General features: G+C 33.5%; 18 protein-coding genes. 2 read left to right on the top strand and 16 right to left on the bottom strand.

Annotated features, from left to right (window positions below; all coding sequences use genetic code 11):
- Window positions 1-26: 26 nt before the first annotated feature.
- Both MKY13_RS02950 and MKY13_RS02945 read left to right on the top strand, forming a co-directional pair.
- Window positions 27-227 carry a hypothetical protein gene (locus MKY13_RS02950; RefSeq protein WP_191698725.1) on the top strand — a complete coding sequence of 67 codons (201 nt, stop codon included), beginning with the start codon at window positions 27-29 and terminating at the stop codon, window positions 225-227.
- A gap of 364 nt (window positions 228-591) precedes the next feature.
- Complete coding sequence (locus MKY13_RS02945; RefSeq protein WP_339215192.1) at window positions 592-1,482, top strand: sulfurtransferase; 891 nt, start codon at window positions 592-594, stop codon at window positions 1,480-1,482.
- 326 nt (window positions 1,483-1,808) lie between these two features.
- Here the strand turns inward: MKY13_RS02945 and MKY13_RS02940 are convergent, their stop codons facing one another.
- From MKY13_RS02940 to MKY13_RS02865, 16 genes are all read right to left on the bottom strand, one after another.
- Complete coding sequence (locus MKY13_RS02940) at window positions 1,809-2,261, bottom strand: hypothetical protein (protein WP_339215191.1); 453 nt, start codon at window positions 2,259-2,261, stop codon at window positions 1,809-1,811.
- 877 nt (window positions 2,262-3,138) lie between these two features.
- Window positions 3,139-4,884, bottom strand: a complete 1,746-nt coding sequence (locus MKY13_RS02935) for a pectate lyase-like adhesive domain-containing protein (RefSeq protein WP_339215190.1) — start codon at window positions 4,882-4,884, stop codon at window positions 3,139-3,141.
- 35 nt (window positions 4,885-4,919) lie between these two features.
- Window positions 4,920-6,746 carry an S-layer homology domain-containing protein gene (locus MKY13_RS02930; protein ID WP_339215188.1) on the bottom strand — a complete coding sequence of 609 codons (1,827 nt, stop codon included), beginning with the start codon at window positions 6,744-6,746 and terminating at the stop codon, window positions 4,920-4,922.
- A 323-nt stretch (window positions 6,747-7,069) separates the two neighbouring features.
- The gene (locus MKY13_RS02925) at window positions 7,070-10,564 is read right to left on the bottom strand and encodes an S-layer homology domain-containing protein (RefSeq protein ID WP_339215187.1); all 3,495 of its coding nucleotides are present in this window, start codon (window positions 10,562-10,564) and stop codon (window positions 7,070-7,072) included.
- A gap of 383 nt (window positions 10,565-10,947) precedes the next feature.
- Window positions 10,948-11,700, bottom strand: coding sequence for an IS21-like element helper ATPase IstB (istB, locus tag MKY13_RS02920; protein WP_191701900.1), 753 nt, complete (start codon window positions 11,698-11,700; stop codon window positions 10,948-10,950).
- 1 nt (window position 11,701) lies between these two features.
- Window positions 11,702-13,222 (bottom strand): IS21 family transposase, encoded by a 1,521-nt coding sequence (gene istA, locus MKY13_RS02915; protein WP_318245237.1) that lies wholly within the window; start codon window positions 13,220-13,222, stop codon window positions 11,702-11,704.
- A gap of 363 nt (window positions 13,223-13,585) precedes the next feature.
- The gene (gene galE, locus MKY13_RS02910; protein WP_339215185.1) at window positions 13,586-14,584 is read right to left on the bottom strand and encodes a UDP-glucose 4-epimerase GalE; all 999 of its coding nucleotides are present in this window, start codon (window positions 14,582-14,584) and stop codon (window positions 13,586-13,588) included.
- 167 nt (window positions 14,585-14,751) lie between these two features.
- Window positions 14,752-15,897 carry a DegT/DnrJ/EryC1/StrS family aminotransferase gene (locus MKY13_RS02905; protein WP_339215183.1) on the bottom strand — a complete coding sequence of 382 codons (1,146 nt, stop codon included), beginning with the start codon at window positions 15,895-15,897 and terminating at the stop codon, window positions 14,752-14,754.
- Window positions 15,894-16,529 (bottom strand): acetyltransferase, encoded by a 636-nt coding sequence (locus tag MKY13_RS02900; protein ID WP_339215181.1) that lies wholly within the window; start codon window positions 16,527-16,529, stop codon window positions 15,894-15,896. The genes MKY13_RS02905 and MKY13_RS02900 overlap by 4 nt, the downstream gene beginning before the upstream one ends.
- 3 nt (window positions 16,530-16,532) lie before the next feature.
- Entirely contained in the window at window positions 16,533-17,132 is a 600-nt protein-coding gene (locus MKY13_RS02895; protein WP_339215179.1) for a sugar transferase, read from the bottom strand.
- Window positions 17,133-17,278: 146 nt separating this feature from the next.
- The gene (locus MKY13_RS02890) at window positions 17,279-18,397 is read right to left on the bottom strand and encodes a glycosyltransferase family 4 protein (RefSeq protein WP_339215177.1); all 1,119 of its coding nucleotides are present in this window, start codon (window positions 18,395-18,397) and stop codon (window positions 17,279-17,281) included.
- A gap of 299 nt (window positions 18,398-18,696) precedes the next feature.
- Window positions 18,697-19,548, bottom strand: coding sequence for a glycosyltransferase (locus tag MKY13_RS02885; protein ID WP_339215175.1), 852 nt, complete (start codon window positions 19,546-19,548; stop codon window positions 18,697-18,699).
- Window positions 19,499-20,200 (bottom strand): glycosyltransferase, encoded by a 702-nt coding sequence (locus MKY13_RS02880; protein ID WP_339215174.1) that lies wholly within the window; start codon window positions 20,198-20,200, stop codon window positions 19,499-19,501. Before MKY13_RS02880 ends, MKY13_RS02885 begins: the two co-directional genes overlap by 50 nt.
- Window positions 20,197-21,717 (bottom strand): murein biosynthesis integral membrane protein MurJ, encoded by a 1,521-nt coding sequence (gene murJ, locus MKY13_RS02875; protein ID WP_339215173.1) that lies wholly within the window; start codon window positions 21,715-21,717, stop codon window positions 20,197-20,199. Before murJ ends, MKY13_RS02880 begins: the two co-directional genes overlap by 4 nt.
- Window positions 21,718-21,737: 20 nt before the next feature.
- Window positions 21,738-22,982, bottom strand: a complete 1,245-nt coding sequence (locus MKY13_RS02870) for an O-antigen polymerase (protein ID WP_339215172.1) — start codon at window positions 22,980-22,982, stop codon at window positions 21,738-21,740.
- A gap of 498 nt (window positions 22,983-23,480) precedes the next feature.
- Window positions 23,481-25,298 (bottom strand): nucleoside-diphosphate sugar epimerase/dehydratase, encoded by a 1,818-nt coding sequence (locus tag MKY13_RS02865; RefSeq protein WP_339215170.1) that lies wholly within the window; start codon window positions 25,296-25,298, stop codon window positions 23,481-23,483.
- Window positions 25,299-25,316 lie beyond the last annotated feature (18 nt).

Here is a 25,316-nt window from a genome sequence, read left to right as displayed (position 1 = left end):
ACTTAATGAAGGTTGAGGTATCAAATATGAGCAAAAATTCTAACAAAATTATTGTTAAGAAGGCACGTACTGTAAATAAGTTACAAGTAAATCAGCAGCTACGTCAAAAGTTCCTGCATGAAGAATTTGGTTCTGAATTACATCCCGATTCAGCAAATCCTCTTGCAGAAAAGCAAAGATCTACTGAAGAAAATCAACCTGTCAGTGAACGCACAGCTTGGAACTAGTTTATATTTGAATACATTCAACACATTAACGAGATGGAATCAAGGTGTATGTGCCTTGGTTTCTTTTCTTTTTGTAGAGGCGGATGCCCTTGAGCAGGTTTCTACATACTTCTTGAAATCTTCTATATTGCTGGCGATTCGTTCTACTTTTCCTTTTATATTTTCTACTTCTATAAATAAAAGGTTAACTTTATTCAGAAAATGTTCTACTTTTCATTAGAAACGCCCACTTTTGGGTAATTAGTAATCAGTAATTCAGCACTAAATATACTATACATATCAGATGAATTTACTAGACATTTGTGTTAAAGTAAAATTTATACAGAGATAGTAAAAAAATAGTAGTGAAAAGGAGCTTGAGAAAATGAGAACTATTCCATATTTAGTAGATGGCGACTGGTTAGAAGCACGTTTAAAAGATCCTAACTTGCGCTTAATCGATGCCTCTACTTTTTTAAAAATTCCAGAAGGCCAAGGTTTCCCAGAATTATGGTCTGGTTTTGAAGCCTATCAAGAAGAACATATCCCGGGAGCTGCTTATGCTGATTTACTGAAAGATTTCACTAATCATGAAGGCGCGGCACCATTTACAATTGCAACCCGAGAACAATTTCTAAAAGCAGTGGAACCATTAGGAATTACCAATGAAACATATGTAGTAATCTATGACCGTGGACCATTAGTAAATGTTGATATATTAGCATCGGATTGGTCAGCACGGTTACGCTGGCAGTTAAAATATGAAGGCTTTGATAATGTAGCTGTACTAGACGGTGGATTCCGTAAATGGAAGCTCGATGGACGCCCTACAGAATCCGGTATTTCGGAATATGTACCTGCACCATTTTCTGGAGAACGCCGTGAACATTTAATTGTTTCAAAAGAAGAGGTAAAGGCTGCTTTAGGTGATGAAAACACAGTATTAATCAATAGTTTGTCAGAGGCAGATTTCCGCGGTGAAACAACAACATACCCGCGCCCTGGTCATATCCCTGGAAGCAAGCATGCCTTTTTCGGAGCTCATTCTAATCCGGAAACTCGTTTACTTAATGATGATGCTATATTACGCGCGACTTTTGAAAAGTTAGGCGCACTTGATCCAAACAAAAAAGTCATTACTTACTGTGGTGGCGGAATTGCCGCGACATGGAATGCATTATTGTTGAATAAATTGGGGCAAGAAAATGTGGCTGTGTATGATGGGTCTTTAAATGAATGGGCTAGTGATGAGAGTTGTCCGTTGGTGATGGGGTAATTGAGAATTTCTCTTAAGTAAACAGTCCATAATTACAGGCTTTAAGAGCAGTAAAAATAAAGATTCAAACCCTATAAAAATACTAGCTCAATACATTTAGTAGATGCCAAGTGTATTAAAAATCATGAACACTAAAAGTATTGTTCCTATAGAGCTTTATATATCAACAACAATTACTGAAGATGAGAAAGTGTTATTCACTTTGAATGTTACGATAGTTATAAATAGAACCCCTTCCATAACAGTGGAGGGGTTCTATTTTTGGTATTATAAATAATCTCTGATATTTGGTATATATAGTACTTTTTTCAAGTACTTATAATTTTTTATTCTAAAGATGATGGCACAGTTAAAGTATATTCAACACTACCTAAAACATTTGAATTTCCTTCTAATTCTTCCTTATTAGCAAATTTATTATTTATATCTTTACGTGCCTTACCATACATTGTAACCGTAACTTTATATTCCCCTGGTATAACATCTGGTTTTAAAGTTCCAGTTAAATTAATTTTAACTATCGCATTTGCTTCAAAATTCACACCTGCAATGTTTGAATGTAATCCATAGTATAATGTGCCTTCTTCATTTATTAAATCTGTTCCATCCGCATAAATTTTAGTACCTTTATGCGTTATTGAATTTACGCCAAAGTCTCCACCTATACGTCCTGTGGAATTTTGAGAGTATTCTTGTACATTGGTACTTCCATCTGTTTGGATGTTAAAAGTCTCAAATATTTTGGCAAATTCAACTGGCTTATTATCACTATCAGTCAATGAAACTGAATAGAAAGCACCATCTGTTGTATAAATAAATTGTGATGTCTCCCACTCTTGTACCTTATAATCAATACCTTTAATACCATTAGATCCTAATGGATTATTTACTGTTTGAACAGTAAATTGATTAGTTTCATTTTGTCCAACTTTAAAGACCTTTTCATTTTGTGTTAAATTTACACTGCTATTCTCGCCTTATTAATCCTTTTCAGATATTTTATAACGAGCCTACACCGTACAGGCGACTTTCATCGCATACGGCGTGCCATCAGCATTCCACAATAAATACTGACTAGATTTCTTCGCTCCTACTGGTTTTATCCTTCTCATATGTTACCATACAAGTCCAATCGGCCAGCAATCTTCACTACTACAAACCTGCTGCCATTCTTTATATGTCTTAAAGACGACCATCCCTCGATATAAAGAACTTCAAACGTTCCATTAAGATGCTCCCTTAATTTAATTTCCTTAGGTTTCCACTTTGCATTCTAGAAGAACGACTGATTTAACAGTCAATTTTTTCAGCCACCTCGTCATCATTTCAGATTACGGGACTTGTACAAAACCCCTAGCGTAGCTTTTATATCGTACAAGCTTACTTCTTAGTGCTTTAAATAATGGATTCGTTGTCCTAACCATAGAAACCTTTTAAAGAGCTCCGCCTCAGAAATGCCTGAGTACGACTTCACCTGACTTCACCCCTTCAGCATGGTCGTGCTTCACTGGATGCAGGAGGATTAAGCTCATGTGATATGACTGTTTCACATGGGTTGGTATTACACCAACCTATACACCTTAATAGTTATCACTTCTTTAGTGACACACTTTTCGCCTCTTTATTGCTTATAGTGTAACGTTTCGTTTTGTTTTCTTAAGGGGTTACATCTAGTTTAATCGTAGGTATTTTATATTCATTACCTGTTACCCCTATTAAAGTTGTCAAGCTTGTTCCATCTTCAGATTTCAGAATAAATGTTACTGTACCTGCCACCCCTGCAGTTCCATTATTTCCTAAAGGTTTAATTATTAATTGTTTTCCTTCATCTGAACTCGCTATTGTCCCATATTTTACTTCCTCACCATCACCAAACTTCATAAATACTTCTGTACCATTTGGTAATTCAACTGCCTTATCAAAAGTTGCCACAATTTCAGTTGTTACAGAACCTTTAGTAACTTTTAGCGTTACTTCGCTCGAATCATTTGTAGTTGCTTGAACATCCTTATCGTTAACTTTTGCAATTAAGTTAGTTAAGATTGGGGCATCTTCTGCGTTCATAGAATTTTTATAGTATTGCGTTTGATTAATTTTAATAGTTGTATTTGTTGACCAAGAAGGAACATTTTTTACTGTTCCTTGACCATTTAATAACCATATTGTCGGTTGACCATACACTTCAGTTACATTAATTACATCTCCAGTTACGGTTAACTCTGAAGAACGTAAACCTCCAGCTGTTCCTTTCGATACCTCAATTCCACCGAATTCGTTTCCTGAAACGGTTGTAATACCAGTCAATTCAACTTCTGATCCGTTTACAAGAATACCACCATCTGCACCTGATGCAGTAATATCATTTAGGACAACATTCTCTGCATTATATACTTGAATGCCGTATACACCTTGCCATGAATTAGCACCATTCATTTCAACTGATAAATTACTGATTTTTACGTCATCAGCTAGCACTAGAATTCCTTGACGCTTTCCGTTTTCTAATGTGTTTAATGCTGAAGTAAATTGCAATTTATTACCTATGCCATTAATTGTTACTGCACGGTTTACAATGATTGCCTCTGAAATGTCTGAAATATCATTTGTAATATCAATAGTTACTATATTTTCATCTGCTAATGCTATTTTTAAATCTTCATATGTTTTGACTACTGCCACATCTGGAGTTGATGGACCTGTTACTGGAGAAAATGTAACAGTTACTTTCAACTCTTCAGTATCTGCTATATCGCCATCTTTTGATACCGTAAACACCACTTTAGCTGCATCCGTTGTTGTGGCTGCTGTATATGATTTAACCGTTACGCTATAACCTACTGTTACTTGTTTTTGTGCTTCCGCTGCTAATTCCGCTTTCACTTGTTCTTCGCTAGCATCTTCTAATACAGTTACAACTATATCTTTAATCTTTGCCGCTTCAATTTCTGCTGTTTCAGTTACCACCGGCGTTATATTTACAGTTACTTCCAACTCTTCAGTATCTGCTATATCGCCATCTTTTGATACCGTAAACACCACTTTAGCTGCATCCGTTGTTGTGGCTGCTGTATATGATTTAACCGTTACGCTATAACCTACTGTTACTTGTTTTTGTGCTTCCGCTGCTAATTCCGCTTTCACTTGTTCTTCGCTAGCATCTTCTAATACAGTTACAACTATATCTTTAATCTTTGCCGCTTCAATTTCTGCTGTTTCAGTTACCACCGGCGTTATATTTACAGTTACTTCCAACTCTTCAGTATCTGCTATATCGCCATCTTTTGATACCGTAAACACCACTTTAGCTGCATCCGTTGTTGTGGCTGCTGTATATGATTTAACCGTTACGCTATAACCTACTGTTACTTGTTTTTGTGCTTCCGCTGCTAATTCCGCTTTCACTTGTTCTTCGCTAGCATCTTCTAATACAGTTACAACTATATCTTTAATCTTTGCCGCTTCAATTTCTGCAGTATCTGCTGACGTAGTATCATCTGTTGGATCTGTTGGATCTGTTGGATCTGTTGGATCTGTTGGATCTGTTGGATCTGTTGGATCTGTTGAGTATCTGCTGACGTAGTATCATCTGTTGGATCTGTTGGATCTGTTGGATCTGTTGGATCTGTTGGATCTGTTGGATCTGTTGGATCTGTTGGATCTGTTGGATCTGTTGGATTTACTGGTGTCGGTGTTGCCCCACCTGTATTACCACCTGTCGAGCCGCCACCACCAGCTCCTGAACCGCCTGTTCCTGGTAATCCAGTACTTGGCGTAGTTCCCACAATAACATTCACAATTTGCGACGCTATTGCTGCATAATTTGAAACAATTCCTGCAGCTGTTGAACCGGCTGGAACAGTTAATTCATTGATTTTTAAATCAGTACCAACTGTAATTTTTGCTGTTGGGTTAGTAACTGCTAATTTCTCAATAGTACCTGTAATCTGTAATGCAAGTTCTACCGCTGACGTTAATAATAATTGAGCGATATTTGCATTACCTGACAATTCAAGTTTTGCTGTCGATTCAACTACAACTTTTGTAACCGTTCCATCAATGTTCATTACAGTAACTGTGGCAGCAACTGTAATTTCAGTAATGATAGAATCCGATTCAATAGCAGTATCATTACGTTTCACATGAATTTTACCTGCCTTTGAATTTTTAAGTTTTACTTTCGGACCTTTTTCCCCATCATTTGCAAACTTGTTATCTAATGAAGCCACTTTACCAACAATTGCATCATCTACGATTAAGTCACCATTTACCGTAGTACCGTTTAGTTCTACAGAATTTTCAACATTTGTTGTTACAGTAGCGTTTCCTGTTACTGTTAAACCAGACACAGATACATAGTCTGCATTAATTGTTAATGCATCAATCGTCGTATTTGCAGAGAAAGTTACTAATTTATCTGCTGTTCCTGCGTTATTTAATGTAAGAGAATTTACATTAGTTAAAACGCCATCTTTAACTGTTGCTACAATAGTTGCACCAATTAATGCTTCTTTGTTTCCTTCAGTAAAGATTGATTTTACAGAATCACTGTATGAATAAGTAGCGCCGTTCGCATCAATACCAGCTGTTGTATATTCTGCTACTTTGAATGTTACGCTTTGAGTTGTTTCCGGAGTTGCTTGAGCTACAGCTTCAGCACGTGTAATAAATGCTGCCATTTGTCCACGTGTAACACTTGAAGAACCGTCAAATTTCGTAGCTGTTTTACCAGTTGTTACGTTATTATCATATAAAGCAGCGATTGCTTCTTTATAATCAGCACGTACGTCAGTGAAAGGCAATGCATCAGCATATGTAGATTTTAAATTTAATGCGTTCGCAATAATTTTTGCAACGTGGTTACGTTGGATGTTTGCCCCTTGGCGGAAAGTACCATCTTCATAACCATCGATAATGCCAGCTTGCTTTAATGCAGCGATTGCTCCGTAATATTGATGTGATGTTGGAATATCTTTGAAGTTAGGATTGATTACATTAGTCGTGTCTAAACCTAGTACACCTGCAATAATTTTTGCTGCTTGACCACGTGTCAAGTTTTGTCCAGGTTTGAAAGTCCCATCTTGATAACCATTAATGATGCCACGATCACTTAAACTTTTAATCGCTTCTGAGAATTGATGTGATGATGGTACATCCTTAAATGTGCTTGCCTCAGGTGCGATTGGAGCAGCTACTGCTACAATTGAAGCGGCAACCGCTGCTGCTGTTGTTGCTTTTACGAATTTCGATTTTTCTCTTTTCTTCATACCTAATACCTCCTATAAATCATTTTATAGTCGTTTATGACTAAATCACATTATATTACTTTAGATACAAATTTTTATAAATGTCTATAATAGTTGACTTCGTGTTAATTACAAGGGATTAATTAATTGTAAAAAAAATAACATTTAAACAAGTGATTAAGTTTAATATCAACCTAAGACAGAAGATAAGTAAAAAAATTTATAAACCTCAAATAAGGTAAGGTAAACAATAATAGTAGGATGCGTAATGCATTAACCATTCTCTCGTTATACAAAAAACTGCGTGAATCCTTAATATTAGGATCACGCAGTTTCTATTATTATTAGTTAATGCTTACTTCAAGCTCTTTTGTTACACCATTTACATCACGGAAACGAATTATTACTTTAGTTACATCCGTCTCAATTAAGTTTGCAAATCTTGTTTTGTTAAATGTGACATTAATTATTCCTTGTTGAGAAGTTGTTACAGCAATGCTATCCGCACTTGTAATTGTTACTGTATCTGCAGTTGTACCAGTAATTAACTCAATTGAGTCAATTGTCGTTAAATGCGTAATTTCTGTGTTTGTAAACGCAATATTCACTGTGTCCGCTGTAGTCGTAATTACACCTGCCGTATCATTCGTAGTATTTTCTGGAGTTTCTGTTTCTTCTCCTGGGTTACCTGTGTTTCCTTCTGAATCCTCACTGTTTTCTGGGTTATCCGTATTATCTTCAGGATTTTCAGTGTCTTCACCTGGGAATTCATCTTGTGGTTCACGTGGCTCTGATAAAGTATTAACCGGACGAACTTCTACGTTTTCACCATTATTCGTTACAACTAAATCAAATACATTCCAATAAATTTCTGTGCCTTCACCTTCTGGTACTTCGAAAATATGGGCTGGAGCTGTCGCATTCCCTAAGAACACTTGAACTTTTGCGCCAGATGTACGTAATGTATTGCTACCATAGAAATGATGTACATAGAAACGGTATTCTCCGTCTAATAATTGACGAATTGTTGTCGTTTCTGGACCGTAAGAATCTACATCATCCCAATCCAAATCAGCATAAACAATTCCATTTGAAGTTGTACGCTTCTCCCCGTAATAAATATGGAATTTCTCGCCATCTATTGTTGGTCCCTCTAAATGTGAATCTAAATCTCTTGGATCCTTGTCCCAAGAAAGCATAATTTTAATTTCTTGTGAAGCGGCTGCACGGATAGCTGTTTCATGTTGATCCGTTAAAAATACATCCGCTGAAGCATTTGCAATCATGTAAGATGTTACATAACCAGGTGCTGAGAATTCCCCAGTATAAACACCTGCCGGTAAATTAATCGAATAGTAACCGTACGCATCTGTAGTTGCAGTTGCTACTACCTCACCTTGTGTTGTACCTGAACCTGCTCGGAATTTAATCGATAAGTTTGGAATACCAACATATTGAATATCTGTAATACGACCTGCAAACCCTGTTTTTACTTCGTATGAAGAAGCTAAATCAACCCCAGTTACTTTAGCATTTTTAGAAGTCACTTTTACTTCAACAGTTTTCCCAGCATTTTCAGCTACATTAAGTGGTGTAAACGTAATACGCTGTTTATTAGCATCATATTCTAAACCTTGTAATACCACTTCATTGCCATCAATGTATGCTTTCACTTCAAAATCAGACATCGTTAAGCCAGCAATAAAGTTTGTTAATTGTAACGAAATTGCATTTTGTGAAGCTAATGCCGATGTTAATGTTGCCGTTACATTAGGATCAGAATAGCTCTCCGTAATCGTTTCACCTGCAACCGTTACTGCATTGTATCCTCGATTAATGTCTAATACTAAGTTTTGTGGACGTTGAGATAGTGTAGAACCTTCTGCGTTAATGTGAGCTTGTTGAATAACGCCCGTACCTAATACTTCTGCTGCTGCATTTAATACTAAAGTACGAATATCCGTTTGTTCACTTAAATTAATACGAACATTTGTAGCTCGTGAGTTAATTGTTTCAAATACACCCGTTAATTCAACTTGGAAGCCTTCACCAGCTGTTTGCATTGCTTCAGAAACTGTGATGTCTTCAAAGCCAGAAGAACCTTCAGCTAAATTATGCTCGACTACTAAAGTTGGTGTTTCTAATTGTACTTCATATACTTGTGTGCTACCTTGTGCAACAATACGAACCGCACCTGTATTTTTATTTACAATTACTGTCGCTAATACTGAATCGGTAAAGTAAATACTGTTTTTACCGCCGCCTTTAACAATTGTTTGGCCAGTTACATTAACTCCTTTTAAATGAACATCTCCCTCTCCAATCCCTTCACCTAAAATAAGGTTTCCGTTAATTGTAACGTTTTGTAAGTTTACATTCGCTGTATTAATGAATAAGTCACCATTAATTACTTGATTGCCCGTTGATGGACCGTATGTACCGGCAGAAGAAATTGTAGAGCCTGAAATTTGTTCTACGCGATTATCATTTGATGTCGGAATGTATACTGAGTTCGAGCCAGAAGTTGTCGGTGCTTCTACCTTAACTCCATCAGACGTTACGATTTGAGTGATGTTAGATTTAATCGAGTCATAATTTTTAATAACATCAACCGCATTAACATCTACTGGTAATATAAGTTTATCAATTTTTGTATTCGCACCTAATGTAATGTTTGAATCTTTTCCAAGAACATTTAATGTTTTAATTGTTCCTTCGATATTAATTGAAACTTCTCCAGCTTTTACCACTGTTAATGTGTCAACAGTTGCTGTACCAGCTACCGTTGTTTCATTACGGTTTACTTCAATTGTAGGAGCAGTAACCTGGTCTAACGTAATCGTAGAACCTTTTGTACTATTTGCTACAATTGCACCTAAAGATGCTACTGGTGAAGCTTTAATAGGATCAATAACTAATTTACCTTGAATTATAGCATTTGATATTTTAACAGATGCACTCTTTAGTATTACATTACCTGTAATGGTAGCTTGACCTAAATCTAATACTGCCGGTGCTTCTTCAGAGCTAGCTGCTTCAATGGATAAAGACTTCACTTCTACGATCTCATTATTTTTTACAACTGCTGTTATTTGTGCACCTTTTAAAGCGGCTGTATTTGATTCGGTGAAAATTGCTTGTGTTGCTGAAGTTACTTTTAATTCACCTGTTGAAGTTTTAATAGTATTTCCTGTCACTTCATCAATCGTGAAGGTTGCTTCTTCAGTAGCCTGTACATTTTCTGCACGTACCACAAAAGTCGCTAATTGACCGCGCGTTACATTAGAGGCACCATCAAATGTAGTGGCTGTTTTACCAGTCGTTACTTTGTTTTCATATAATGCTGCAATATATTGTGCATAATCTTTACGAATATCTGTAAATGGTGTAGTACCTTCTAATGTCACTAACTTAAATCCATTCGCAATCATTTTCGCCATATGGTTACGTAAAATTGGTTCACCTTGACGGAATGTTTGATCTTCATATCCACTAATAATCCCAGCATTCGCTAAAGCTGCAATCGAACTGTAATATTGATGAGTTTTCGGAATATCTTTAAAACCTGGATTTGTTACGTTTACTGTATCTAATCCTAAAGCACCAGCTAAAATTTTTGCTGCTTGACCACGTGTAACCTCAGCATTCGGACGGAAAGTACCATCTGCAAAACCTTGGATAATTCCACGTTGTTGTAGATTTAAAATATCATTGTAAAAATAATCAGTCGTCTTTAAATCTTTAAAACTCGCCTCAGCAGTTGCCGGAGCCACTACGGCAACACCAGAAGCTACAAGCGCTGCTGCAAGTGTTGCATTGAAATACTTTTTCTTAGTCATTGTCTCATTTCTCCTTTTTCTCAGTAATATATTTAAAGGTTAATATGCGGATAAAATAATGAATTCACCACCTAAAAACCTAGATTAATTATAAGTAAAAATAAATATTTATATCCATAATTTTCAATATTAAAAGGTAATATGATATATAACAGTAGAAATAGGATGAAATTGAGAGGTATTAAGCGATAGAAGAAATTAAATATTTCATTTACATCTATGTATTATTTTTTATAATATTAGCCTCATGATAATCAGCCAAAAAATAATTCAGTAAATATGAAGTTTTCGGGTATATTTTACTGTTATTAATTTAATGAATGCAAAAAGTGTAACCGTCAACCCAAATTGAACATTTTTTGCTCATTAAGGATGAACACTTTTTATTCGTTAAAAATCTTTTGCTGATGTTTTAAACGATGACTTTCGTTGTTCATATGAATAACCTCGACTCGATGTAACAGCCGATCCAAAATAGCTGTCATCATTCCCTGATTGTCCACTAATTCTGTCCATTCTTCTGGACTTCGATTCGATGTTAAAATGAGTGAACTTTGCTCGTACAGCTGGTGCACGAGTTGAAAGAATAACGTTGCTTCGCGTTGATCTAAAGCCATATACATCACATCATCTATAATAATTAAATCTGACGCCCGCAAACGTTTTAATTGGATTTGTGAGCGATGCGTAAACTCCTCCGTTTTCAGTAACTGAATTAGTTCACCCATTGTAATAAAATAGACTTGAAAGCCTCCTTGTATTGCCTCAATGCCTAAGCCTACGGCCAGTAATGTTTTACCTGCACCAGGTGGTCCTAAAAGAATTAAATTATAACTTTGTTCTAACCATTGAAACTCTTGCAGCTGCTTCATTTGACGCTCTGTAATCGCTGTTTGTTCTTCTAGTTGAAACATATGCAAGGGTTTATGATAAGGAAATCGCGCCCAAGCCAAGCGTTTCTCTATGCTCTTTTCTTCACGTCTTCTAAGCTCTAATGTTGTTAATTCCTCAAGGAATTCTAAATAAGTCCATGATACTTGTTCAGCTTGACGGAGAAGCTCAGGGAGCCCCTCAGCCGTTTCTGCTAAACGTAATTGTTTAAAAGCTTGTTGAATATCTACCACACTTTTGCTCATTTTATTTACCTCCCATACGATGAATGTATTCTTTTAAATCTCTCGTTTGAACAGCTATTTTTAGAGATTCTTTTGATTCTTTTACAACAGTTGTGGGTTGCTCTGGTTCGATTTTTGTCCGCTTAAAATAGGCAACAACGTCTCGAAACTCATTTGCACTATATAACTTTTCTTGAATACATTTATCAATCGCTGCTGGAATCCATTCTGGACTCTCTTTCGCAACCTTTTGGAACAGTAATAATTGATCTCTACGATAACGACCGTATGTATGGCAAACATCTTCAATATATTGCTCAGCATCTTCATAAGGAAATAATGTAAGCACTTTTCGTTGTAATTGATCGAGCGATGTGGAGCGATCACGTCCATGATTTAAATTTTTTATAAGTTTTCCTTTTTCTAAACTAATTGTGTGTTCCGCAAGAATTTCTCCAGTATGCGGTGCTAAAATTTTTAGTTTCTGCCCTTGGGGCACTAAATGTATGATTGGATATTTCGTATAAGTCCCCAATGGAACCGAATATCGATTTGATGCGTACCGAACTGTATTGTCCTTGTTCACATTCCTTGTTATAATTTCTGTATGGTTGCTTTCTATTATAGAAAGCGGTGTAGAGACTTTTCTTAAGTGTTGCTTTTCCAGGAGAAACACTTCGAAAGGTCTTTTTTTTGTTGTATTGTGCACTTTATAATTACCTGTACGTTCTAACCATTTCAAAGACCGATGGTTCCAATCTTCAAGTGTTGTATAGATGCGATTTTTAGCGAAATTATACTTAATGTATTTTACAACGTTTTCTATTTTCCCTTTAGACTCAGGGTCTGCTTTTCGACAGAGGTATACTTTAAACTTACGGTCTTTGACATACTGCTGAAAATCCTTCGTTAAAATGAGATCGCCGGCATTTTCACTTACCGCAATTAAATTATCTTGATCATAAACAATTTCATCTGTCACACCTTCGTAAAACTGAAAAGCCTTTTCATGGCAACCAATGGTGTCCCTTGTTGTAAAAGGACGATCTAACCAAAGGACATATTTATGACGAGAATGTGCTAAAACAAAGGCGATAAAATATAATTTTACTTCTTTGCCATCTGTTGTTTTTTGAATCGTTTGTCCCCAATCTACCTGTAATTGTTTGCCTGGTGGTTGTTCAATTACCGCTTCGTATTCTCGAGGTTCGTCTATCTTTTCAATTTGATAAATCTCACGTATTTCATTTACATAGCGTCTTACAGTACTTTCTCCAACATTAATTGATGGAAACTGCTCCTGCAGCCAATCTAAAATTTGTGCACCCGTTAAACTAGGATACTCACGTAACCAATTCACAATCCAATCCCGGTATTCATCTAGCTTTTTCTTTCGACCAGTATGACTAAATTCAATTACTGCATCTTCAAATGACATATCTAAATATTTATACACAGTATTACGTGAAATTTTAAGTCGTTTAGCAATCTGTGCAATTCTTAAACGACGTTTTCGTAATTGATGGATTTCAATATGTAACACAAGCTTCTCCTCCATTGGGACAGCCTCCTTATAAACTGATATTTCCAGTTTACAGGAAACTATTATTTAGATGAAAAGTGTTCATTTGAAATGAGCAAAAACTGTTAAGTTTATTTTAGCGGTTACAAAAAGGCATAGCTTATTAAAAAGCTACGCCTTTATACTTATCAGTAGTTATACTAAAATGCTTTCTTTTAGTAACGCTAGGAATTTGTTTGCTCGTGTTCCTGGATCTGTAGTGCCATCTTATATTGCTGCCATTCTTGTTAAATAATAATTATACTTACTTTTAAACTCTTCTATTATATTCCTACTTTATTCAAAACTTAAAGTGACTTTATATAATAACTTTAAGTAAGCTAATTACTTTATTGATAAATTTTTTTCAAAATTCCAAGCATCTTTACACATATCTTCTAAATTACGTTTAGCAGACCATTTCAACTCTTTTTTTGCTTTTGATACGTCCGCATAACTAGAAGCAATATCCCCCAATCTACGTTCGACTACTTTGTAAGGAATTCTTAAATGATTGATACGTTCAAAAGTGTGAATAATTTCCAAAACACTTGTTCCAAGTCCTGTACCTAAGTTATAGACATGCAAACCAGGAGTTATATGTGTGAATGCTGCAACATGTCCTTCTGCTAAATCCATTACATGAATATAATCACGAACTCCAGTACCGTCCTGGGTAGGATAATCATCTCCAAATACTTTTAGCTCTTTTAACTTCCCTTTTGCTACTTGAGTAATATAAGGCATTAAATTATTAGGTACGCCATTAGGTAATTCACCAATCTCACCACTTGGATGAGCACCAATTGGATTGAAATAACGAAGTAAAGTCACTTCGAATTCTTTATTAACCTGTACAAAATCAGTCAAAATCCGTTCACACATAGTCTTTGTTTCACCATATGGATTTGTTGTAGGAAGTAATGGCATCGTTTCATCAAATGGGACTTGATTATCTCCATAAACTGTAGCCGATGAACTAAAAACCAATTTCTTAACCCCATACTTTTTACATGCATTTGCAATATTAATTGTACTTAATAAATTATTACGATAATATTTTAAAGGCTCTGTAACCGATTCACCTACTGATTTGTAGCCTGCAAAATGTATAACTCCCTTAAAATCATAACTTTCAAACAATCTATTCAATGATACTTCATCAGCTACATCTATTTGATAAAAAGGAATTTTCACTTTCGTGATATTTTCTATTGCATGTAAAACTTCTTTCTTACTATTACTTAAATTATCTGCAATTACTACTTTAAAATCTTGTTCTACTAATGCCACAACAGTATGAGATCCAATAAACCCTAGACCACCAGTTACTAATATACTCATCAAAAATTTTCTCCTTTTGCAAGCTCCAATATTTTACGTTTAAATATTAATTATAACAAGTTACTTGGAATTTATATGTATACACAGACAATAATTAGATATATTTATTATGACATAGAGAAAGGTAAACCAACCTGCAATATTTACAAGCTGGTCTTCAATAATACTTATTTGAATCTTAAAGTATTCTTAATAACTTTAATTACCCGTTCTTGCTCTTCCTCTGTCATTTTCGTATCAGAAGGTAAGCAAAGACCAGTTTCAAATAATCGTTCACTAACTATATCATTATCTATATGTGCATAAAAGTCACACCCTTCAAATAAGGGTTGCAAATGGAGTGGCTTCCAGATTGGACGAGCTTCAATATTTTCAGAATCCAATGCATCAATTAATTCATTTGGCGTTATAGAAATTTTTGCTGGGTCCAGCAACATTGTTGATAGCCACCGATTTGAAAAGGTACCTTCCAGTTCCGGCATCATAATGAGACCTTCGTACTTCTGAAACTCATCTGAATAACGAGTAAAAATTGCACGTTTTTGAGCAATACGTTCATCTAACACTTCCATTTGACCGCGCCCAATTCCCGCAACAATATTACTCATGCGATAATTATAACCAACGACACTGTGCTGATAATGCTTGGCTGCATCCCGGGCTTGAGTAGCTAGAAAACGCGAACGAGAAATCAATGATTCATCTTCTGAAACAAGCATTCCTCCACCTGAAGTAGTAATAATTTTATTACCATTGAATGAATATATACCAAATTTGCCGAAAGTCCCACTAGCTTTCCCTTTATAGATAGAGCCTAAAGATTCTGCAGCATCTTCTACTATTGGAACACCATATTGCTTACAAATTGCCATTAACTCGTCCATTTTAGCACTTTGTCCATATAAATTTACAATAATAACAGCTTTCGGCATGGTTTTTTTTTGATATGCGACTTCAAACGCTTTTGTTAAAGCTTGTGGAGACATATTCCATGTATCCGGTTCAGAATCAATAAATATAGGTTCTGCGCCTAAATATAAAATCGGATTCGCACTCGCAATAAAAGTTAGTGTAGAACAAAACACTATATCTCCTGTCTTAATACCTAAAAGATCTAGAGCAAGATGAATCGCACCAGTACCGGAGGTCGTTGCCGAGGCTGCCTTACTTTTCACATACATTGCTAGTTCATGCTCAAATCCATTGACATTCGCTCCTAATGGGGCAATCCAGTTAGTATCAAATGCTTCTTGAATATATTTTTGCTCTCCCCCCCCCATATGTGGAGATGATAATAAAATACGATTTGTCATTTAATAACTCCTTCTTTCTTTATGACAGTTGTTGGCACACCTGCAACAGTTACCATTTCTGGAATGTTTCGAATAACTGCACTCCCAGCTCCAACGACGCTCCATTTCCCTATTTCCACTTGTGGATTCACAGAAGTTTTAGCTCCTATTTGAGTACCTGTTCCCACTTCAACTCCCCCGGTTAATACCGCTCCTGGAGAAATATGTACAAAATCATTAATATTGCAATCATGTTCGATAATACTTGATGTATTTAAAATAACATGCTGACCTATCATACTATTAGCATTAATTACAACATTCGGCATAATCACTGTACCAACACCTATAGAAGAAGACGGACTGATTACTGCGGAAGGATGCTTAATAATTCCATACCAATCTTCTGATAATGCCAGCCTTTCTTCTATCTGACTACGAATTAAATTATGACCAATTGAAATAATAACTTTTGTCTCTTCACTTAATAGTTCTTCAACCATAGAAATTGGACCTTTTAAATATGGACCTTCTTGAAATTTCGTATTATATTTATCATCAAGTTTTGCTACTACACAATTTCCGTTTGCAACTATGCAGTCTTCAATTACTTTTGCATGTCCACTGTCTCCGATTAGTATATATTTTGTCATAGTCTAATCCTCCGTTCGGGTACCTGTAAACTTCTGCATCGTCGCTTGACCTTGTTGTGAAATTCCTTCTCTTTCAAAAACCTTTTTCACCGTTAGTAACAATATTTTTAAATCTAACCGCAAAGATTGATTTTCTACATACCAAACATCAAACTCGAATTTTTCCTCCCATGTTATAGAATTTCGACCATTAACCTGTGCCCACCCAGTAATTCCTGGGCGCACCTCATGACGGCGTGCTTGTTTTTCATTATAAAGCGGCAAATATTCTACAAGCAGCGGTCTTGGCCCCACAAAACTCATATCACCCTTTAAAACATTCCATAATTGCGGCAACTCGTCTAAACTCAATTTCCGCATTAATTTTCCAAAAGGTGTTAAACGTTTTGCATCTGGTAACAATTCACCTTGTGGATTCCTTATGTCTGTCATAGTTCGAAATTTGTATACATAGAAAATTTGCCCATTCATACCCGGACGAGGTTGCTTAAACAATACAGGAGCACCAATCTTACATCGTACAAATAATGCAACCAATGCAATTACTGGCCATAATATAAGCAATATAATAAAACTCACTATAAAATCTATTAATCTTTTCATTATTAACACCATTTTCGATTCTAAGACTTAACCTTCATTTATTGATAATACCTTATCGTACATAATCTAACCAAATTTCCCATCTATCGTTGCATAATCATTTTTATTGAACTAATAAAACCTAGATGTATGTGGAATACTTTCGTCTATAACAATTTTTCATATATCTCTATATATTCCATTAATACATTTTCTAATAAATATGGCTTAACTAATTCTTTGGCTTGTCCACCAAGCTCTCTTCTTAATTCTTTCGATTCTATCAGTTGTTCAAATGCAGTCACAAGCGCTTCCTCATCTCCATGGTTCACTACATAACCATTCTTTCCATCTGAAATTAAGTCACGTAAACCTCGCGTATTCGTTACAACACAAGGTAACCCTTCAACCATAGCCTCCATAATACTTTTAGGTAACCCTTCACGATGAGACAATAACGTAACCATGTCTGATATTTGCAATAAAGAGGCTACATCTCGACGGTAACCTAAAAAATAGACATCATCCAAATTTTCTGCTTCAACAAACCTTTCTAGTTGTTTAGCTAACTCACCTGTCCCAATAATGCAAAGAGCTATTTGTGGGCATCGCTTTTTCAAACGATTCCAATTGCGAAGCAAAAATTGATGATTTTTATTTAAATTTAATTCTGCTACAAAGGAAATCATTACATGTTCTTCTGTTAACCCAATTTTTTCTCTTAAGTTCTTTTTTTCTTCTTCACTCAACCTCACAGAATTAGATTCAACACCAACTCCGTGGACAAATGACAATTTATGATTTGGTAATAACCTATTGGCATTGACATAATCTTCTTTATTAATCGTTATAAGATGGTCAGTCCACTTCGCTGCAATCTTTTCCACCGTGTAATAAATAAGCCAATTTCGCTTTGGCGCACCTTTAAAAAAATGAAACCCATGTGCTGTATAAACAATCTTGCCGTACTTAGCTACCTGAAAAGCCCTTCGGGTCAATAGAGCAGCAACAGGAGTATGAACGTGAACCAACTCAAATTTCATTTCACTAAACAGCTTCTTTAATTGTTTATATGCATAAATATTATCTTTACTTATTGGGCTTCTACTAAATACTATATCTATACAATGTACATTTAATGCTTCCAACTCTTCACGAACCTTAATATCTTCGCCCGCTCCAACATATACTTCATAGCCATTACGTTGAAAATATTGTATATATGGAAGATGGAAGGCAGTTAAATGGCGGTAGACAGAAGCGACAAATAAAATATTTTTCCCCATGAAGCACCTTCTTCTTAATCAATATGTTTGCCCTTTTTTCCTCTCAAGTCAATATTCAAAGTCGTTTATTTTTCAGATCGAAATTCCATCAAGTAGATGTCAATGACTTAAATGCTAATGAAAGAGCTCGTTCTTAGTCTTAATCGATAATCTTAAGACAGTCATTAATACATATACTGGATTTAAAATTTAAATTTATTATCAAATTCAATGCTTAAATTGAAGTACTGGTTCTTAAATCTGTACAACAGTATTCAGACTACGGAAACATAGTTAAAATATTTATTTTCTATTAAATACTAAGCATTTTCCACTTTTAATTTTTTCCTTCGGAGGATTTTATAGATAAAATAGGGTAACGCTCCTATTAATAATGGTCTTAATATTTGAATATAATAGATTGGTGAAATTTCAAGTAATCTAAACCCTTTATATTTCACTATACTTTCATTCAATCTATATTTAAATTTCCGTCGATTAAAAGCTTCTCTATTGTCATACATGGTATATAAAACTTCCTCTAAATTAATCCCTCTAAACCCTTTACTATATACTCTAAACCATAATTCATAATCTTCGACTCTTAATGCATAAGCTTTTTCTGAATATCCATTTACTTTCTCAAAGACGGTATTTCTTAGCATTATAGTAGCGTGACAAAACGGTGTGCCTTTAATAAAATTTTTTTTTGTTGGTGACATCACTACTTGAGACCTACCCCAAACTCCTTCTTCATCCATATATTCCATATTTGTTCCTACCAAGGAAATTTCAGGATTCATTTCCAAGTAGTTAACTTGTTTTTCTAATCTATCACTTTTAGAATAATCATCTAAGTCATGACGTGCTATATATGTACCTGTTACATAATTAAGACATTTATTTAATGATTTATTTAAACCCAAATTTCTTTCATTTTTTAAAATCAAAAATTTATCTGGATATTTTTTTTTATAAGTATTCAAAATCTCTAAAGTTTTATCATTAGACCCATCATCACAGATAATAAATTCCCAATTTTTATAGCTTTGATCTAATATAGAATTAATACTTTTTTCTAATGTTTTCTCAACATTATATGCACCAGAAATAATTGAGACTTTACACATCATTATCACCCCAATTGAAAATTCTTCTATAAAATCTCCCAAAATTTGTACGAATTTTGGTTTTTTTACTTAACCATGACCCATTAAAATGGTGAATTGAATAAGTATTTTTTGTTGATTTTAATATACCTGTCTTATAATCTTTAGCACAAAAATATTCAAATGGATATATTGTCAAGTCTTGCGATTCATAAACTCTTTTTGGGTTAGAATTTTCGATATCCTTATATATCTGCTTCGTAATTTGAGTAATTATAACTGTATTAGTTAAATGACCATTTGAATCATAAAAACTTTTATTTGTATAGTAATCTAGAAGCTCTTTTATCCATAAATGGCCTTTTTCCGCTCCCAAAGTACCTGTAACATATGAATCATCAGATTCCCTACCAGTAAAAGCTTTTAGTCCCAATAAATTATTTAGAGATTTTTTAACTTCTACGTCTGTATCTAAATATATTCCCCCATAATTATATAAAACATATAACCTAACATAATCAGATACAAATGCATATTTCTTTGCCTCGTAAGCCTCTTTAACAAATTGATTTGATTTTATATCAAAGTTACTTTCATTCCACTCGATTAACTCATATTCCGGTAAATATTTCTTCCAAGATTCTATGCAATCTTTCATTAATTGTGGATATTCGTTACCTCCGAACCAACAATAATGAATCTTTTTCGGTATCATATTTTACCTCCTTTACTGAATTTTCCTTTTAAAAAACGAACTATAAAATCAACTTCCCTATTTTTGAACAATATACTCAGAAAGATGTATATAAATAACCCAATACTAGATATTAATATAAAAGTAATTTCATTATATTTAAAATACGTTTTATATAATATTTTTAAAGGAAGAAAAGTAATTATACTAACTATTATAGTTTTATATAGAAGTGAAATTAATTCATAAGGTTTAATTCTAATCTTAATTTTCCTCAAACTTCTAAACATTAATATAAATGCTACAATACTTGCTAAACTTGTTGATAATGCTAAACCTTTCAAACCTAAATAATGGGATAAAATAAAATTCAACAGAATACTTACCAACATTGAAATTGCCGTATTTACCATGGGTGTAATTGTATCATTTAAACTAAAAAAAACTCGACTTAATATTTCTCTCATACATAATGCAAAGACTCCAATTACATAAAAAGACAAAATTTCAGCTGTCATAATAACATTTTCAAACGTAAATTCTCCTCTTCCAAAAAGTAGAGAAATAATTTCTTTTGAAAATAACAAAATAAACAAACTGATTGGAATCACAAAGTACATTACTAAGGAAATTGATTCTAACAAAGTATTCTTAAATTTTTTTAGATCCTCTTCAATAGCCTGTATACTGAATTGAGAATAGTAAAAGTTAGCAATTGTTAAAGCAAAGACTGTAAATATAAAACTGTTTACTGTTCCAGCATAATTTAGAGCTGATATACCACCAATAGATATTGTGGATGCCAATGATCTGTCTATTAATGAATTTAATTCATTTGCCGACACTCCAATTAAAACTGGCAATGAGAGCTTTATCATTTTTTCTATATTTTCGTCAAAGGAAAGATTTATTTGAAATTTAAATTTTTGTTTCTTTAAACTTGGAAACATAATTAACATCTGAAAAAAATAACCGCTTAAAATTCCTAAAGGTAAAACAAGTAAATTATTTGTATAGAAACTAATAATAATACTTAAAATAATGCATATATTTAAAGGTATTCCTAAAATACTAATTATAAAAAATTTTTTTCTAACCTGTAAAAAACCTTGAAAAACAAAGGTAAAACCTAAAAAATACAAAGAAAAAATAGTTATTCTTGTAAAATTCACCGCAAGATTTAAGGTCTCTTTATTAAATCCAATCGCAAATAATTTTACAATATGTGGTGTGAATATAAATAAAATCACAACTAGTATTGAAATTATAATGAATAAGTAATTTAATACTTTATTTGTAAATGCAATACCTTCTGTAAAAGATTTTTTAATAAATACTTCAGTAAGTAATGGTAAAAATGAAACTAAGATTCCCGTACCTACTATGGCAAATAAAAAAGCAGGGATTGTAGTAGATATAAAATAAACATCACTAATATCTGTTATTCCATAATATTTTGCTAAGATTATTTCACGTACAAAACCTAGCAACTTTGAAAGTATTGTTAATAGAATCATTATTAAGGCTATTTTTTTCATATTTATAATCTCTCAATACATTATTTATTTTTATCCTTTAAATCCAATTGGTTCAAAATTAATAGTACCATTATTATTGGTACATATATTACTAATAAATTATAAAATGTATATCCAGAGAATAACACTACTAAGAATGGTAATATAGAATTGAGATAAACATATTTTTGGTTGAAACTTTCTATAATTTTTAGAATTAACCCCATAACTATACTGTATAATAATAGCCCTACAATTCCACCATTAATTATCGCTTCTGTGATACCACTTAAAGTTACCCCCCAATTTATATCACTTATTGATAATACTCTCCAAGTTGATTCATAATAATTCCCCATATTAAATACAAACCATGTTTCAGTAGAATATCCTTTGAAATAGGCTATACTTCTAGGTATAAAGGTGAACAAAGTATATATATATCCTTCAAAGGTATTATCCATAAATTTGTTAGTAAGAAAACCAGTATTATCAATAGCCATCCAGAAAGTCCAATTTCTGTCAATATCACCTTTTAATATTTCGATAGCTGCATTTACTATATTCAAATTTAAATTCTGTAAATTTGTTTTCAGGGTTGTAGCATAATATGAACAAATAATTAATGCACCAGAAAACCCATATAAAAGTATCTTAAAATTTCGGCTCTTAAAAAAATAATAAAATATAGGTAAGAGTGGAATTAGTATTAAATCCGTTCTTTGTCCTCTTGAAAATGCTACTATTAATGCTATAAATGTAAATAAGAAAATTGATATAAAGTTTTTTAAAGACTTGTCTCCATTAATAAATTTTATCCAAAAATATGTACTGTATCCTATTGGTAAAAGTAATATAATCGAAAATGGACCTAAAACTGATATTTTTGATCTTAAAATATTGTTATTTGAAATATTTTCAATCCCTATCGATAATATATTATTAATAGCAAATAAAAAAGAAAATAAAACTAAAAATATCAGTATATAGTTTAATAGTCTTAAAAATAAACTATTAAATTTTAAATTAAAATTTATTCTATAACTTAATTTATAGAATATATAAATTATCAAATTTGATAAAATTAAAATTAACCATCCTTTTAATTTTACTTCTAGCGAAAAATTATATTTAAATTCAAAATTGAAAATTTCAATTATTGAATATGGAAGTACAAAGAAAAATATTTGACCTAAAATATACCAAGAATATAGATTTATAGATTTTTTATTTTTTAAATTACTAATAAAAAAATAGCTACCAAAAAGTATTAATATTAAATACAAAAAAAGTATAATTATCTCTCCAATCTTTTATTCAATTTCAAAGCTTAAAAAAAGCTGAGTTGTTAAAATACCTATTCGAGAGAAAATCCAAAATAAGTTAATACAAATCATATGTTCTAAAAGATACTAGTAATGCTTTCTAAAAAAATACGCCTAAAATTTATACTAGTAAAGGGATTTATAAGATATTTAAGAAAGAGTTGTGAATCACTTAATTTTGGCTATTAACTGGGGAGAAAAATTTCCCTGTTTATACAAGTGATACTGAGAAATTATTTTGTAATGCATGAAGAATGGCGCGCATTATCTTCTCCCACGATGATGCGCAGAAATTCTATCATTCTCCAAATAAAAATGTTTGGTGTCATAGACAACCTGTGAACTAATAGCTCTTGTTTTTATGTAAATAAGTATTAACAATCAACATTTAACAAGGCAAACAATCTCTTTATCCGACAACAAGCTTTCGAGAGCTATCCTAAACTTTGTATAAAGGAATTATTCTGCACTACTAACTTTAATTCTATTATTCGCTATATCAATTAATAAAGACTTCATCCCTTCGATGGGTTCGTTCTTGATTTGCCTTAAAAGTTCATTCAGTTCCTGCTGTGATAAAGTATTCGCTTTACCAATATGGATTTTGGGATACACATGCTGTTGTTGTATTTCTTCTGGGTTAAGCAACTCTTCAAACATCTTCTCACCTGGACGAATTCCAGAAAATTTTATTTCAACATCTTCTTCTGTGTAACCTGAAAGTTTAATTAAATTATTTGCTAAATCTACAATTTTTACAGGTTCCCCCATGTCCAACACAAAAACTTCTCCTCCATTAGCAAGAGCTCCTGCTTGTAAAACCAATCTACTTGCTTCTGGAATGGTCATAAAATATCTTGTCATTTCTGGATGTGTTACCGTTATTGGACCCCCTGCAGCAATCTGTTGTTTAAATAATGGAACTACACTTCCTCTAGAACCCAAAACATTACCAAAACGAACCGCAGCAAAAATAGTATTACTTCTTGTAGCTAACTCCTGTATTACCATTTCTGCTACTCGTTTAGTTGCACCCATTACGTTTGGTGGATTAACAGCCTTATCCGTGGAGACTAGCACAAAATTTTTTACATTAAACTTATGTGCTGCCTCCGCTACGTTTTCTGTACCAAAAACATTATTTTTCACGGCTTCTCTAGGATTGTATTCCATCAAAGGTACATGCTTATGTGCAGCAGCATGATAAATGACGTCAGGTTTATAATTTCCTATAATCTCAAAAATCCGCTTTCGATCCTGAATATCCGCAATAATCGGAATTACTTCAATACCTTTTCCAACTTTTTGTGTAAGTTCATAATGAATGGTGTAAATAGAGTTTTCACCATGGCCCAGTAAAAGTAGCTTTTTAGGTTGGAACTTCATAACTTGCCGGCAAATTTCGGAGCCGATTGAACCCCCGGCACCAGTTACTAAAATAACTTTATCTGTTAGCTTTTCAGAGATAGCAATCATATCAAGCTTTACTTCTTCACGACCTAATAAATCATTAATATCTACATCTCGCATTTCGTTAACAGATACTTTCCCAGTCATTACATCTTCAATTTTTGGCATAATTTTAATTTTCACATCTGCTGTTTTACATTTATCATATATCGTTTTTATACCTGTTTTTGAAAGCGATGGTATCGCAATAATAATCTCATCAATTTGTTTTTCTTCTACTATTTTTACAATGTCACCTATTGTTCCCCATACAGGTAAACCCATTATATTTAAATACTTTTTATTGACATCATCATCAACAAATCCAACTGCCTGGATATCTTTTTCGCTTCTATTTTGAAGGTTTTTTGCAAGCATTGAGCCACCTTGTCCTGCTCCGACAATTAATACACGTTTTATATCATGTGGGTTTTTGAAAGATTCCTTGTCGTTTAACAACCTAAGCAAAAATCTAGAACCACCAATCATTATAATGTGAAGCATCCATGTAACTGCCAGTACGCGAAAATAAATATCATTGTTAATAAATTGCTGTAACATACTTGCTGTCCCTACAGAAATAGTAACTGCATAAGCGATTGTCAATAATTCACGAACAGAGGCAACGCTCCATACTCTTGTATACAGCTTAAAGAAATATGCTGCGATATGATGGCTTATTAATAAAGTAATCGCACTCAATACAATAACTTTATTAGAATATACGTTTAACGTTGGATGAAGTAGCCAATAGCTCATAAAAATAGCAGAGAGTACAATACATGAGTCCATTATAAAAAATATGATATACCTTAGCTTATAACTCATTTTTGATCCCTCTTTCCC

Origin of the sequence: Solibacillus sp. FSL W8-0372 (assembly GCF_037969735.1) — a bacterium.
Classification (GTDB): Bacteria; Bacillota; Bacilli; order Bacillales_A; family Planococcaceae; genus Solibacillus; species Solibacillus faecavium.
This window is presented reverse-complemented; position numbering and strand designations above follow the sequence as displayed.

Bases quoted from the DNA above. Each gene is read 5' to 3' on its own strand.
- MKY13_RS02950 (WP_191698725.1), top strand. From the start codon at position 27: ATGAGCAAAAATTCTAACAAAATTATTGTTAAGAAGGCACGTACTGTA.
- MKY13_RS02945 (WP_339215192.1), top strand. From the start codon at position 592: ATGAGAACTATTCCATATTTAGTAGATGGCGACTGGTTAGAAGCACGT.
- MKY13_RS02930 (WP_339215188.1), bottom strand. From the start codon at position 6,746: ATGAAGAAAAGAGAAAAATCGAAATTCGTAAAAGCAACAACAGCAGCA.
- MKY13_RS02925 (WP_339215187.1), bottom strand. From the start codon at position 10,564: ATGACTAAGAAAAAGTATTTCAATGCAACACTTGCAGCAGCGCTTGTA.
- istB (WP_191701900.1), bottom strand. From the start codon at position 11,700: ATGAGCAAAAGTGTGGTAGATATTCAACAAGCTTTTAAACAATTACGT.
- galE (WP_339215185.1), bottom strand. From the start codon at position 14,584: ATGAGTATATTAGTAACTGGTGGTCTAGGGTTTATTGGATCTCATACT.
- MKY13_RS02905 (WP_339215183.1), bottom strand. From the start codon at position 15,897: ATGACAAATCGTATTTTATTATCATCTCCACATATGGGGGGGGGAGAG.
- MKY13_RS02900 (WP_339215181.1), bottom strand. From the start codon at position 16,529: ATGACAAAATATATACTAATCGGAGACAGTGGACATGCAAAAGTAATT.
- MKY13_RS02895 (WP_339215179.1), bottom strand. From the start codon at position 17,132: ATGAAAAGATTAATAGATTTTATAGTGAGTTTTATTATATTGCTTATA.
- MKY13_RS02890 (WP_339215177.1), bottom strand. From the start codon at position 18,397: ATGGGGAAAAATATTTTATTTGTCGCTTCTGTCTACCGCCATTTAACT.
- MKY13_RS02880 (WP_339215174.1), bottom strand. From the start codon at position 20,200: ATGATACCGAAAAAGATTCATTATTGTTGGTTCGGAGGTAACGAATAT.
- murJ (WP_339215173.1), bottom strand. From the start codon at position 21,717: ATGAAAAAAATAGCCTTAATAATGATTCTATTAACAATACTTTCAAAG.
- MKY13_RS02865 (WP_339215170.1), bottom strand. From the start codon at position 25,298: ATGAGTTATAAGCTAAGGTATATCATATTTTTTATAATGGACTCATGT.